General features: G+C 41.5%; 13 protein-coding genes and 1 other RNA gene. 7 read left to right on the plus strand and 7 right to left on the minus strand.

Features of this window, described 5'->3' with window-relative positions; translation table 11 throughout:
* The first annotated feature begins 135 nt into the window (after positions 1–135).
* Positions 136–732 carry a phosphatase PAP2 family protein gene (locus ACAM39_RS04350; RefSeq protein ID WP_369628574.1) on the plus strand — a complete coding sequence of 199 codons (597 nt, stop codon included), beginning with the start codon at positions 136–138 and terminating at the stop codon, positions 730–732.
* Positions 733–941: 209 nt separating this feature from the next.
* Here the strand turns inward: ACAM39_RS04350 and ACAM39_RS04355 are convergent, their stop codons facing one another.
* The 5 genes from ACAM39_RS04355 to ACAM39_RS04375 all read right to left on the minus strand — a co-directional run bounded on the left by ACAM39_RS04355 (position 942) and on the right by ACAM39_RS04375 (position 6,090).
* Positions 942–2,330: an APC family permease gene (locus ACAM39_RS04355; RefSeq protein WP_369628341.1), complete on the minus strand. Its 1,389-nt coding sequence runs from the start codon at positions 2,328–2,330 to the stop codon at positions 942–944.
* Positions 2,331–2,582: 252 nt separating this feature from the next.
* A complete protein-coding gene (locus ACAM39_RS04360) occupies positions 2,583–3,308 on the minus strand; it encodes a Smr/MutS family protein (protein WP_369628342.1) in 726 nt (241 codons plus the stop codon).
* A gap of 81 nt (positions 3,309–3,389) precedes the next feature.
* A complete protein-coding gene (gene trpC / locus ACAM39_RS04365) occupies positions 3,390–4,211 on the minus strand; it encodes an indole-3-glycerol phosphate synthase TrpC (protein WP_369628343.1) in 822 nt (273 codons plus the stop codon).
* A 15-nt stretch (positions 4,212–4,226) separates the two neighbouring features.
* Positions 4,227–5,357 carry an anthranilate phosphoribosyltransferase gene (trpD, locus tag ACAM39_RS04370; RefSeq protein ID WP_369628344.1) on the minus strand — a complete coding sequence of 377 codons (1,131 nt, stop codon included), beginning with the start codon at positions 5,355–5,357 and terminating at the stop codon, positions 4,227–4,229.
* Positions 5,358–5,472: 115 nt separating this feature from the next.
* The gene (locus tag ACAM39_RS04375) at positions 5,473–6,090 is read right to left on the minus strand and encodes an anthranilate synthase component II (RefSeq protein WP_369628345.1); all 618 of its coding nucleotides are present in this window, start codon (positions 6,088–6,090) and stop codon (positions 5,473–5,475) included.
* 507 nt (positions 6,091–6,597) lie between these two features.
* Between ACAM39_RS04375 and glnA the strand changes: the two genes are divergently transcribed.
* From glnA to ACAM39_RS04400, 5 genes are all read left to right on the plus strand, one after another.
* Positions 6,598–8,007 carry a type I glutamate--ammonia ligase gene (gene glnA / locus ACAM39_RS04380; RefSeq protein WP_065252507.1) on the plus strand — a complete coding sequence of 470 codons (1,410 nt, stop codon included), beginning with the start codon at positions 6,598–6,600 and terminating at the stop codon, positions 8,005–8,007.
* Positions 8,008–8,153: 146 nt separating this feature from the next.
* Positions 8,154–8,894 (plus strand): DUF4124 domain-containing protein, encoded by a 741-nt coding sequence (locus tag ACAM39_RS04385; RefSeq protein ID WP_369628346.1) that lies wholly within the window; start codon positions 8,154–8,156, stop codon positions 8,892–8,894.
* A gap of 64 nt (positions 8,895–8,958) precedes the next feature.
* Entirely contained in the window at positions 8,959–9,585 is a 627-nt protein-coding gene (locus ACAM39_RS04390) for a 4'-phosphopantetheinyl transferase family protein (protein ID WP_369628347.1), read from the plus strand.
* Positions 9,586–9,857: 272 nt separating this feature from the next.
* Entirely contained in the window at positions 9,858–10,070 is a 213-nt protein-coding gene (locus ACAM39_RS04395) for a cold shock domain-containing protein (RefSeq protein ID WP_007116878.1), read from the plus strand.
* Positions 10,071–10,188: 118 nt separating this feature from the next.
* The gene (locus tag ACAM39_RS04400) at positions 10,189–11,370 is read left to right on the plus strand and encodes a DEAD/DEAH box helicase (RefSeq protein WP_369628575.1); all 1,182 of its coding nucleotides are present in this window, start codon (positions 10,189–10,191) and stop codon (positions 11,368–11,370) included.
* A gap of 82 nt (positions 11,371–11,452) precedes the next feature.
* On the opposite strand, the gene ACAM39_RS04405 is transcribed toward ACAM39_RS04400, so the two are convergent.
* Together ACAM39_RS04405 and ssrA are read right to left on the minus strand one after the other, a co-directional pair.
* Positions 11,453–11,791 (minus strand): septal ring lytic transglycosylase RlpA family protein, encoded by a 339-nt coding sequence (locus ACAM39_RS04405; protein WP_099833808.1) that lies wholly within the window; start codon positions 11,789–11,791, stop codon positions 11,453–11,455.
* A 340-nt stretch (positions 11,792–12,131) separates the two neighbouring features.
* Positions 12,132–12,492, minus strand: a transfer-messenger RNA (tmRNA) gene (gene ssrA, locus ACAM39_RS04410).
* A gap of 237 nt (positions 12,493–12,729) precedes the next feature.
* Here ssrA and ACAM39_RS04415 point away from each other — a divergent pair.
* Complete coding sequence (locus ACAM39_RS04415; protein WP_369628348.1) at positions 12,730–13,509, plus strand: hypothetical protein; 780 nt, start codon at positions 12,730–12,732, stop codon at positions 13,507–13,509.
* Positions 13,510–13,546: the final 37 nt, after the last annotated feature.

Here is a 13,546-nt window from a genome sequence, read left to right on the forward strand (position 1 = left end):
GTTCTAATAGGCAAAAAAAAGGATGGCGCCATGAATCAATCCATGAATCAACCCATAAAAAAATCCAATCTGTCACTTGCCAATTCAGAATTCACCTGTACCTCTGTTAGCCCTGTCGAAAACTTACCCAATTTAATGCGCAATTATTATCAATTTTTGTACAGTAAACCTAAACTATATCATTTGCAAAAGCGCGTGCTGCAGTGGGATACTCGCTTATGTTTACGGGTAAATTTGCTGTCGCAATTGAAGTTTTTTGCGCAGTTTTTCAAAACCATCAGCCGCTTAGGCGATGGTTGGTTTTGGGCGGTATCGACGGTAGTGATGTTAGTAGCGTTACTATCGCAAGGACTGGTCGCTAGTATCGTTGCTATGAAAGTGTGTGCGGTGTTACTCAGCAGTTTTTGTGGTTATTTGCTGTATAAGTATTTAAAAGTGCACACAGTACGTCCACGCCCTTACCAAGTACACCAGACCATTACTTTAGGTGAACGGCCTTTAGATGTATTTAGTTTTCCATCGGGACATACGCTGCAAGCGGTATTGTTTACCACCATGATAGGTCATCAAGTGCCAATGATGTTATGGGTATTGCTACCATTTACGATGCTGGTGGCATTATCGCGCTTGGTGCTAGGGTTACATTATCCCACCGATGTGTTGGTGGGGGCAGGGATTGGCGCAACGTTTGCGACCATCGGTAGTAAAGTGAGCGATTACTTGGTTGCGTAAAGGATGTCGCCAAATAATAAAATCGCTAATTATCAAGGCAAATGAAAGCCAAACTGCGCACACATCGTTAACCAATCTGTATCCACAGGTGCCGTGATATCAAGACGGCGATTGTCGGTCAGTCTATTAAAAGCCAAGGTATGGGCACCCAAAAGCCACAGACATAAAAAAGGTCAGAATCGTATCTGACCTTTTCACCACATTAACCCTTATTCATGTTCGTTGTGCATCGGTGGATGACGCTTAAAGCCACCGGTTTTAAATGCCAAATAGATAAGACCGATTACTGCCCAGCTTAAACCCATTTTGATGGCGATAGGTTCACTTTCTTTCCACATCAGCGCCACACTGATAAAGCCCAACAGCGGCACAATCAAATACATAAATAAATCATACGCGCTGTGGTAGCGTTTTTCACGGATGATGTAGGTCGCAATCACGGATAAGTTAACAAAACTAAACGCCGTCAACGCCCCAAAACTAATCAAATGTGCGATGACATCAAACTCAATAAAACCCGCGGTTAACGCAATCACACCCGCGATATAGATATTGTAGGTTGGGGTCAAGTATTTTGGATGAATATGACCAAAAATACGTTTATTAATGACCCCATCACGCCCCATTACATACATCAAACGAGAGACACCGGCATGCGCAGAAATACCTGACGCCATCACCGTGACAATTGCAAAGCCCAATACGGCGGCTTGAAACGCAGAACCACCCACCAACATCAAAATATCTGGCTGGGTAGCCGCCACATCTGGGAAATATTTGTCAGGGGTTTGTGGGAAATAAATCTGCATAAAGTAAGTGCTAATGATAAACACAATACCGGCAATCAATGCCGTCAAGAAAATTGCTTTTGGTAAGGTTTTTTGCACATCTTTGGTTTCTTCCGCCAATGAGCTTAGTGAGTCAAAGCCTGTGAAAGAGAAACATAAAATGGTTGCACCACTGATGAGTGCCGTCATATTGGCAATATCATTCCAAAACGGCCTTAAGCTCCATAATTGGTAAGCTGCGGCATTGATAGTGCCGTCCGCATTGGTGCCCGCCATCAATTTACTATACACCAACCACGTAAATACACCGATAATCAATAGCTGAATAAACACAATCCAACTATTAAAATAAGCCACGACTTTGGAGCCATGCACATTAATCCAGGTCATAAATCCCGTCAGAATAAATACCCAAATCCATTTGTTGACATCAGGGAACAGCGCTTCAAGATAAATCACCGCTAGGATAATATTCACCAAAGGTGACAATAAATAATCCAACCAAGAAGACCAACCCACCATAAACCCGACATTGGGATGAATCGATTTTTGGGCATAGGTATATGCCGAACCTGCCGAAGGATAACGACGAATCATGCTACCGTAACTTAGCGAGGTAAGCAAAATAGCAATCAAAGCAATAATATAAGATGTTGGAACGTGCTGATGACTGGCTTCAGAAACCAAGCCGAAGGTATCAAATACGGTCATGGGCTGAATATACGCCAAACCAATAATGATAATGTGCCAGAGTGCCAATTGGCGTTGCAATTTAGCGGGCGAATTAGTCGCAGTGGTGGTATTGTTCAAAGTTACCTTTCTCCTATACCCAGTGGTGTTAAAAACAGTCAGCTGTCAAAAGACAAATGGGCGCTGTTTTTAGCCAGTTGAGAGTAGATTAATGCAGCGCATTTAATCCATGAAAAAAAAAGAGCCTATTATAAACAAAAACTAAGAATAAACTATGAACAATTAAAAAATCTCGTTAAAAAAATCATGCATCGTTTGTTCTATGCATGATTTTGTAAAATTTAACCTATAGTCAAAATAGCAGTACAATGGTTATTGGTCGCGATTGGCTTTTTCACGTTTTTTGAGTAAGACCAACACTGCACCATTGCCACCTTGTGCCGCAGGCGCTGAGCAAAAAGCAAGCACTTCAGGAATTTGACGCAACCAGCCATTGACGCAAGTTTTTAAGATACTATCAATGCCTTTGCCATGAATGATTTTCACGCAATTTTCATTGTTTTTTTGAGCCTGCAAAATCAACTGACTCATGGCTTCACGCGACTCTTCAATGGTAGCACCATGTAAATCTACGGCATCATACCAGCGAATCTTGCCTTGTTTGAGGTCATTAAACACTTTGTTTTGTAGCGTTGCGGTTTTATAACTTAAATAAGCATCGCCAGAGACAGGATTAAGCAGCGCTTGCATATCAGACAATACATGCCCGCTATCATCGTCACCACCGACCGCCGCCGCGCGTTTGGCTAGCGTTGTTGCATCAAGCTTATTGCCAGCGTTGTTTTTATCCGCCAAGTTTTTATCTTTGATTGGCTGCACGCCTGACATGGCTTGCATAAATAGCAATTTATCTTCATCCAGATGTTCGCTATTATATTTTTTAACTTGTTTGGCGACTTGTTGTTTGCTCAATAAACCCACGGTTTCAGTCGGTTTGCCGTTTTCATCGGTCTCTTTGGTTTGGCTGCGACCTTTACCCAGTTCGGTTTTAAGCTGCTTTAACTGGTCTTGCATTTCTTTAGAAAATAAATTTGCCATACAATAACTCTATAAATCAGTATAAAAAATAGGGCGTTTATCGATGAAACGCCCTAACATCAAATATTTAACTTGGCTATTTTACGCATTTTGTTGCGATTGTGCCAATAACTTTGCTAATGCCGCGCCGGCATCGCCTGTTTTCATAAACTGCTCACCAATCAAAAACGCATGGATGTCATGGTCGAGCATCAATTTTACATCCTCTGCCGAATGAATCCCGCTTTCTGTCACCAATAAGCTATCTTGTGGAAAAAGTGTTTTTAGGCGTAGGGTAGTGTCCAAACTCACATCAAAGTTATGTAGATTGCGATTATTAACCCCATACACGTTTTGACGATGGGTGGGCAAGCGTAACGCGCGTTCCACTTCTATCTCGTCATGACACTCAATGAGTACACTCATGCCAAGCTTTAACGCCAATTCGTGCAGCTCAGCGACTTGCGCATCCGATAAACACGCCATAATCAGCAAAATACAATCTGCCCCAAGCGCGCGTGATTGCAAAATATGATATGGCTCAATCATAAAATCTTTGCGTAACACAGGCAGGCTGACCGCTTGGCGCACTTGTAATAAATACTCATCCGAGCCTTGGAAGTAGTCGGTATCGGTCAATACCGATAAACAAGCGGCACCCGCTTGTTCATAGCCGACTGCGGTGGCGACAGCATCGAAATTAGGGGCAATGATGCCTTTGGATGGCGAGGCTTTTTTGACTTCCGCAATCACACGGATACCCGCTTTGCGCAAACTGCCGGCAAAATCACGGATGTCTTGGTGGTTCGTTGCGGCAATTTGCTCAAGGTCGTGCCAAGATTGCTGATGTTTGGCTCTGACTAGTTCTTGACGTTTGGTGTCGACAATTTTTTGTAATACTGAGGGGACTGCTTGATGAGGCATGGTTTTTCCAAAAATTTAATGAGAGGTGAATTGCTGAGTAAAGCTTGCTAATGCTGCCATTTTTTGCAAGGCTTTGCCACTGCTGATGATATCTTGTGCTATAGCTACGCCTTGTTTTATGGTCTCTGCTTTACCTGCCACATAGATGGTGGCACCAGCGTTTAAGGCAATCATATCCGCTGCTTTTTTGGCGATGGGGGTTTTATTGGGATTGTTAGCCAGTGCTTCGCGGATGAGGGCTAGGCTCTGTGCTGGACTGTCAATGATTAAGCCTTTAAGCGTTTGCGATTCGATACCAACATCTTCAGGTTCGATATCATACACGCTGACTTTACTATCTTTAAGTTCAGCCACATGGGTATAAGTCGCCAGTGAGATTTCATCAAGGTTATCCACTGAGCCGACGACTAGCACATGCTCCGCGCCAAGGTTTTTAAACACATTGGCAAGCGGTTCGCACAGCGAAGGATTAAATACCCCAATCATGGCATTTTTGACGCCCGCCGGGTTGGTCAAAGGTCCCAAAATATTAAACACCGTACGCGTTTTTAGGGTGCGGCGAATGGGCATGGCGTGTTTCATTGCCACATGGTGATTGGGCGCAAACAAAAAACCGATACCATGGGTCTTAATCGACTGGGTAATCTGCTCGGTATTTAACGCCAAATTAATACCCGCTTGCTGCAGCAAATCGGAACTGCCAGATTTGCCGGAAACGCCGCCATTACCATGCTTGGCGACATGGCAGCCGGCAACCGCTGCGACCATGGTAGCGGCGGTAGATACATTAAATAGATTTGCGCCATCGCCCCCCGTACCCACAATATCGACGACATTGGGCACATCCGATAAATCCACTTTAATCGCCAGCTCCCGCATTACTTGGGCGGCGGCGGTGATTTCTTCGATGCTTTCACCTTTCATACGCAGCGCGGTGAGCAGCGCGCCCATCATGGCATCGGGGCATTGACCTTGCATGATGGCTAGCATGACGCCGCGCATTTCTGCATAAGTTAGATCAATGGTGTTGATGGCGCGATCAAGGGCCGTGGTAAGTAGTAGTTGGGTTTGCTCTGGCGTTAACGGTTGGTTGTTCTCTATAGCCGTGGTAATGTCACCAAGATAGGGCGTTACAGTATGGGTCATGTCAGTCTCGTATGAGTTTTTATGGCTTACGCTTTATATATCATTGTACTAGTATACTATAACAAAGCCTAACTTTAAAGCCAAACTTTAACCCGCAGAAATCAATTACCCCAGTCTAAGGGTTAGCGTTTTGATAGTTTTCATAATTAGCTAAAAAATTTTTCAAAATCGCATACCCATGCTCACTCAAAATAGATTCTGGATGGAACTGCACCCCTTCAATCGGCAATGTTTGATGCCTAATGCCCATCACAGTAGGGGATGGCAGAGAATCATGTGGGTGAATATCATCACACCATGCGATAATCTCTAGACAAGCAGGCAAACTGTCTGCCGCAATCGCTAAAGAATGATAACGAGTGGCGTTAAAAGGTGAGGGAAGCCCGGCAAATATCCCTTGATGGTGATGAAAAATTTGCGACACTCGCCCATGCATAATCGTTGGGCAACGAATGATATGGGCGCCAAATGCTTGCCCAATCGCTTGATGACCCAAGCAAACGCCTAATATAGGAATAATGCCCGCACAGTCTTTGATAAAACTCAACGTATTGCCCGCATCGCTGGGCGTACAAGGTCCGGGACCAATGACCAAATAATCGGGATTTAAACGAATAATGTCTTTACTACTACAAGCATCATTGCGCCAAACTTCAACGGGTTGTCCCAATTGTTCAAAATACTGCACCAAATTGTAGGTAAAACTGTCGTAGTTATCAATAAAAAGTAGCAATCCGGAAACCCTATCATGTAATTATTGGACGATGGTTAGCCAATGAAAAAACTTCACCGTTATTTTAGCTAATTATTTTATCACAACCAATCTGCAAGTGACTGACAGCAAGTGACTGAAACCGAATAAGTGAAACAGAGTCGCAGGCAATAATGTTAATGATTTTCACTAAAATAGTTAAACACATATTTTATGCACCATAAAAGTGAATATTAATGAAATTCTAATTAAAATAGTGCAATTCTTGCAGCCGCATCGCCATTTGACGGCTAGATAGAAGGATAGTAACGTGAGGCAACTTTATAATCCAATCACTGCTTAAATAACTAATTGAATTATATATAAAAATTTAATTTTTATTATGACATGCAAAAAGTTGGCACATAATTTGAAAGTTTAACTTCAACAAGCACCACTTTGTTCATCTCTTGTCACAGCACCAAAAAGAGTATAAAGTGGCGTAACGTTTTTTTAATCATTTTTTGCGTAAGTAAAAGGAAACGAGCAATGTCGAATAAATTTTTAGATTTAATCAAATCTAGCGAAGCAAAGTGGGTAGATTTTCGCTTTACCGACACTAAAGGTAAAGAGCAACATGTAAGCTATCCAGCTGACAGCATGGACGAAGACATTTTTGAAGAAGGTAAAATGTTCGATGGTTCATCAATCGCTGGTTGGAAAGGCATTGAAGCGTCAGATATGATTTTGATGCCAGATGCTGATACCGCCTTTGTCGATCCTTTCTTTCGTGAAACGACAGTTGTTGTGACCTGTGACGTTATCGAGCCATCAACCATGCAAGGTTATGACCGTGACCCACGTTCAATCGCGCGACGTGCTGAAGAATACCTAAAGTCAACGGGTATCGGTGATACCGCATTCTTTGGTCCAGAGCCAGAATTCTTCGTATTTGATGATGTAAAATGGTCAATCGACATGTCCGGCGCCCGTCACACCATCTCAGCTGATGAAGCCGCTTGGTCAACCGATAAAGAAATGGAAGGCGGTAACTATGCACACCGTCCACGCGTCAAAGGCGGTTACTTCCCAGTACCACCCGTTGATAGCTCACAAGATATGCGCGCTGATATGTGTGCTGCGGTAGAAGCGATTATGGGTGAAGGTCGTGTTGAAGTCCATCACCATGAAGTTGCCTCTTGCCAGCTAGAAATCGGTGTATCATTTAATACGCTAGTTCGTAAAGCGGACGAAGTACAACAGTTCAAATATGCAGTACACAACGTTGCACACGAATATGGTAAGACTGCGACCTTTATGCCAAAACCGATGGTTGGTGATAATGGTTCAGGTATGCACGTTCACTTGTCAATCCAAAAAGATGGCAAAAACACCTTTGCCGGTGATGAATACGCAGGGTTATCAGAAACTGCTTTATACGCAATCGGTGGTATTATCAAACATGCTCGTGCTTTAAATGCCATCACTAACCCATCAACCAACAGCTATAAACGCCTAGTACCGCATTATGAAGCGCCTATTAAACTGGCTTATTCAGCGCGTAACCGCTCAGCGTCAATTCGTATTCCATACGTGGCAAGCCCAAAAGGCAAGCGTATCGAAGCACGTTTCCCAGACCCAGCAGCCAACCCTTACCTTTGCTTTGCCGCATTGTTGATGGCAGCGCTTGATGGTATCCAAAACAAAATCCATCCAGGTGAAGCCGCAGACAAAAACTTATATGACCTTCCGCCAGAAGAAGAAGCATTGATCCCAACAGTGGCGGAGAACTTGGAAGTTGCGCTTAAAGCGTTAGAAGACGACCATGAGTTCTTAACCAAAGGTGGCGTATTTACCAAAGAAATGCTTGACGCTTACATTGCCTTGAAAAAAGAAGAAGTAGAGCGTTACAACGTATCAGTTCATCCAATCGAATTTGATATGTACTACAGCTGCTAATAAGTTCGCTTTTCAAAAAACCCAACTTCACATTAAGTTGGGTTTTTTTATGTGAAATTTTTAGGCTAATAGGCAAAATTATTTAGGGATTGATTATCAAGCTTGCTAAAATATGGGTAATAATGGGTTTTGAGGGGAAGGCTTAAATGATTTTGACAAAATATAGTACCAATAATAATACTAGTTTGCGCTATAACTTTGCACTCATGGCTTTAATGTTATTGCTGTCACAGTTAGGTCATGCTGAAGTGTATAAGACGACAACCTCAGACGGTCAAGTGGTATATACCGATAATATCAATACCGCTTATCAATATAATAAAAACAGCAAGACTATCAGCGTATTAGATAAATTACCCACCCAATCACAGGTATCTGCGACAACGACTCAACCCGCAACGACATCCACAAGCTTGAACAATCAAGTTGATAACGCAGCGAGTAGGGATATTGACAATCGCTTGCCTGATAGCTTAAATGGTCGCTTATCGATCCAATCTATATCCGCAAGCCAGCAAGGGGATTATGTATTAAGAATTGTATCGCCTGAAGCAGGGCAAACGCTGCGACGGGGTAGTCAACCAATTGAGGTTAACGTTGCCTTGACGCCGAGTTTAAAAACAGGGGATAGAATCGTCTATCAACTCAATAACCAAACCTTAGCAACCACAAAAGACACTAGCTATACTATCGCAACTACCACGCTCGATCCTAACCCTTATACCATTACCGTAAGTGTTGAAAACGTCTTAGGGGAAATTATCGCGCAAGACACTCGCGTTATCAATCTCATCAGTAATAATGTACTGTATCAAAAAAAACGTAAAGCGATTGCACAAGCACAAAAGAAGAAAGCCAATCAACCTTGGTATAAAAAAATACTTTAATACTTTAAGGTATCGTTAAATTTATTTATACAATTATTGATACAACAAGGCACTACCATCACCGATGCAGTTTTATCCAATCGAAGACCATAGCTGGGTGGCTATTGATATTCATCATAATTTGGGTGAACAGACTACCTTATCCAACAATAAAGCAGGGTCGATGTCTTGTCGTCAATTGCTAAAAAAGCTACAGCAAGCGCTCAATGTGACAGGCGAGTTAATGGATACAACCTTTCCTTATCATTTTATAACGGCTGATGGTTACACTTGGTATGTCAGTTTTAGCCATAGCCGCCAACATGCTGCAGTATTGATTTCGCCCTATGGCAATATCGGTATTGATATCGAAGACCGCGCAATTAGTCATCAGGTTGCTTCGCGCTTTTTTTCACCCCATGAATACCAATGGTTGAATCAAAAGCCTGCAGTCAATCAAGTAGTTTTACGAAACTTACTATGGCGACTTAAAGAATGTGCCATCAAAACCCATCAAAATGCCGATAAGCAATTAATAAAAGAATTAAAACATGATGTGCTAGATGAATTGGGCGAGGAAGTTATCAATCAACTCATTGGCATCAATGAGATAAATGCTAAAGATAAGCCCATACAATGTGTGCAAACCGACGCTAAAATAGTTGGTAATTTTAGTAGCCAATCCTGTAGTTTTATTATTGTAAACCGTTAAATAAGGCTAAAAAATCGCTGTTTAAAAAAATAACCAATTCTTACGAAATTACTTTTTTTTGTAAAAAACCCATGCTATGATTGCTATAAGAACAATTTACTATGTAAGCGACATTGTAGAGAAATGTTTTAACAAACTATTACAAAAGCTTAACTAGTACATTAATTAGCAGGCGTAGGTAGTGAGTAGCTAAACTTAACTAGGCTTAACTAGCCTTGGTTAAAAAACTACTTTAAAAACCTACTATTAATAGTGTTAAAGGAAGTTATAATATGTCAGTTCGTGAACAAGGCATTGTAAAATGGTTTAATGATTCAAAAGGTTTTGGATTTATTCAGCGTAACAGCGGTGAAGATATTTTCGTTCATTTCCGCGCGATTCAAGGTGACGGCTACCGTTCACTTCAAGATGGTCAAAAAGTTGAATTCATCGTGGTCGAGGGTCAAAAAGGTCTTCAAGCTGAAGAAGTTACCAAAGTCGAATAAGTTGAGCCAAAAAGGGGTTGAAGTATTATTTTTGACCTTTTCCCAAACCAAGTTGATGTAATTAACTTGGTTTTTGTTGTTTCTCATAGCCAATGATTAATTGGTCAAAATAGGTTAAATCTCTGTGTTTCAAACTTTCTCACAATTACCCCTTCATCCAGCGCTCAAACAAGCGATTGACCAACTAGGCTATCAAACGCTGACCCCTATCCAAGCGCAGATATTACCCAATACACTCGCTGGGCAAGATGCCATTGGGCAGGCACAAACAGGTACAGGTAAAACAGCAACGTTTTTACTGACTATCATCAATGAATTGCTGAATAATCCTATAAACCCTGAGGTTGATGGCGATCGTTTTTTGGGGGAAACCCGTGCGCTGGTGCTCGCGCCGACTCGAGAACTGGCTCAACAAATTTATCAAGATTGCCTTGAACTCACCAAGTTTACCCAACTGAATACTGTTTGTTTGCTCGGTGGCACGGACTATGAAACGCAGTCAAAGCAGCTGCATCAAAAGTTTGTCGATATCATCATCGCCACCCCAGGTCGTTTGATTGATTTTTGCTTTCAGCACCATGTGTATCTCGATCGTCTTGAAATTTTGGTATTAGATGAAGCGGATAGAATGCTGGATATGGGTTTTATACCTGATATCAAACGCTTGATTCGTATGATGCCTGCCAATACGCATCGGCAAACCCTGCTGTTTTCCGCTACCTTTAACCAAGATGTGATGAATTTGGCTTATCGTTGGTTATATCAGCCGATTTTTGTAGAGATTGCGCCCGAGCAAAAAACCAGTCAAACCATCGAGCAGCTATTTTTCACCTTGATGGAATCGGATAAACTGGCGGCGTTACAGCAAATTATTGAAAAAATTTCTCCCAAGAAAATGATTGTCTTTGCCAATCGTAAAGATCAAGTCAAGCGCCTGTATGACAAACTTAATCGTCAGTATAAAGTGGTGATATTGTCAGGGGATGTCATACAAGCCAAACGCGAGAAGTATTTGGCACAATTTCGTCAAGGCGATGCCAGTATTTTAGTGGCGACTGATGTCGCAGGGCGAGGTATTCATGTGGATGATGTGGCTTGTGTGGTCAATTACACCTTGCCAGACAGTCCTGATGATTACGTTCATCGTATCGGTCGCACGGGTAGGGCAGGCAATAAAGGTATGAGTATTAGCTTTATCAGTGAAAACGACGGGTTTAACTTGCCGGCTATCGAGCAATATTTGGATGAAAGTATCAAAATGCAGCAATGGTCGAATGATACCCATTTTTTAGAGAATTAAATTTTTTAATTGATAAAACATTAAGGGCGCTATCAATTAATAGCGCCCTTTTTTACGGCAAAATACATTAATAAAAATAACGCTATAATCTAACGATATCGACTTTAGCAAGGCCGTTTGAAAGATTAGCAATTCTGCTAAAAGCACCTTTAGACAAATCTAGCGTACGCCCATATTTGCCAAATCCCCCTGTGTCAGTCACGCGCACTACCACACTTTTACCATTGGCTTTGTTGGTGACTTTAAGTAGGCTACCTAATTTGTGCACGTTGCTGGCTGCAGTCAGTGCATGTTGATTGAATTTCTCGCCAGACGCCGTGGTACGACCATGATGCTTGCCACCATACCATGAAACAACAGCAGCGTTGGCTTGCTGGGTGACTAAAGTAGTAACAAACAAACTGGCAATGATATATTTCATCGGATGTTCCTTTTATCAATTAAAGCGGTCAATAATCTGACTACTTAAAGGTATCAAGGGGCATTTCCCGTGATTTACATATTAAAAACAAAGTAATATTGTTTAATATCACTTAAAGGATGTGTATTCTAATTACAAAGTTATGTTATTTCAAACATTTTATTGTAAACAAAATCTTTAATATCGGATGTATTTTGCTAAACATGTAAGTTGTGTAACTTTATCGGCTAGTTTTTCTAACCTGTTGATTTTATGTAAAAATGCTATCTTCATTAGCTTATTAGACATAAAAAATGCAAAAAAAAGAGAATGCAGTAATCTGCATTCTCTTTTTTATATATGGTGGAGATGGCGGGAGTTGAACCCGCGTCCGCCAGCACTACGCCCATGACTCTACATGTTTAGATTTTGTCTATGGCTTTAATGGTTGGCGAACCGACAGTCAGGATGCCAACCACGAGCCTCTTAAGTTTTGCTCAAATTGGCGAGACAACAATTTAAGCTATCCATCGTGCGTTCGCTTCAAGGAGAGCAACCAGACCAATGGCAATCTGTGCCGTCCCAAGCAGCCCTTAGGCTGCTAGAGCGTAAGTTTCGTCGTTTGCGACTAGTTTAAAATGTATATTTTATTTACGAGTGGACATACTCACTCGACATGCATCATTGAGTTTCATTACCAGCGTCGAAGCCAGAACATCCCCAAATGAACTATGTATTATATAAGGTTAGTAGCTTAAAATACAAGGCTAAACGTCATAATAGTCAGATAAATTACTAAAAACACACACAGACCCCAAAACCGTTCGGATTATTGTCATGAGTTTGACGTATTGAGCTGATAAGCTAAAGTGTTGAAGTAAGTAAAATTTTTTTGGTATATTTTAATCAATAAAACATTAGGCTGAGTCAATTGAATAAGCTAATCGGGTAATTAATGAATGGCAGGTAGCAAAAAAAATTCGCCAAGCATCATGCGGATGTCACAAAATCAGCTCAAACGCCAGCGTGAATGGGTGTATTTGGCACATTTTTTAGCCATCCTGCATTTACATCCTGCCAAGACCATCTCAGGTACGGATGATGGTAACGAGCCTGATTTTACCTGTATTTTTTATTGTGACAAAGGTGAATATGCAATTGGCATCGAATTAACCACTTTGCCAAGACTACGCGATAGACTCGGTAATGATAATTTAATGTTAAAACGTTGGTACTGGCAGTCGCTGCTACAGTTGTCCACCAAATTTACACCAACGCGGTTTAATTGTCACGGTGAGATATTAGGTGTCAAGGGCGATTGGCAAAAGATTGATAATCGTAATATTTCAAATATATCACAGCAATTTATCGAGCTATCCCATGATTTGCCGCATCCTACGCTCAGTAGTAAATTACAAAACGGTATTGCCAAAACCATGCGTTGGTTACCCAGTGCGTTTTTTACCGATATGGCAGATGAGAATGAAGATTTACCGATTGATTCCTTCATCAATCAAAATGACATTGATGCGGTGATGAGCAAAAAAGCGCATAAAGTCCAAGCGTACCGCAAAAAAAGAGCGCTGGATGAAGTGTGGTTGTTGATTCATACCAATGAACAGCAAGAAAAGGGCGTGTTAACTTTTGACACAAGTGAAGCCTTGCATCACGGTAGTGAGTTTAATCGAGTATTTTTAACCTTATATCCCACCACGACACTGCTACAAGTTGCTAAATAAAAAAGGCTAAATCTACATTTAGCCTTTTTTATGCTGA

It is taken from the genome of Moraxella sp. K02, from assembly GCF_041154755.1.
Taxonomy (GTDB): Bacteria; Pseudomonadota; Gammaproteobacteria; order Pseudomonadales; family Moraxellaceae; genus Faucicola.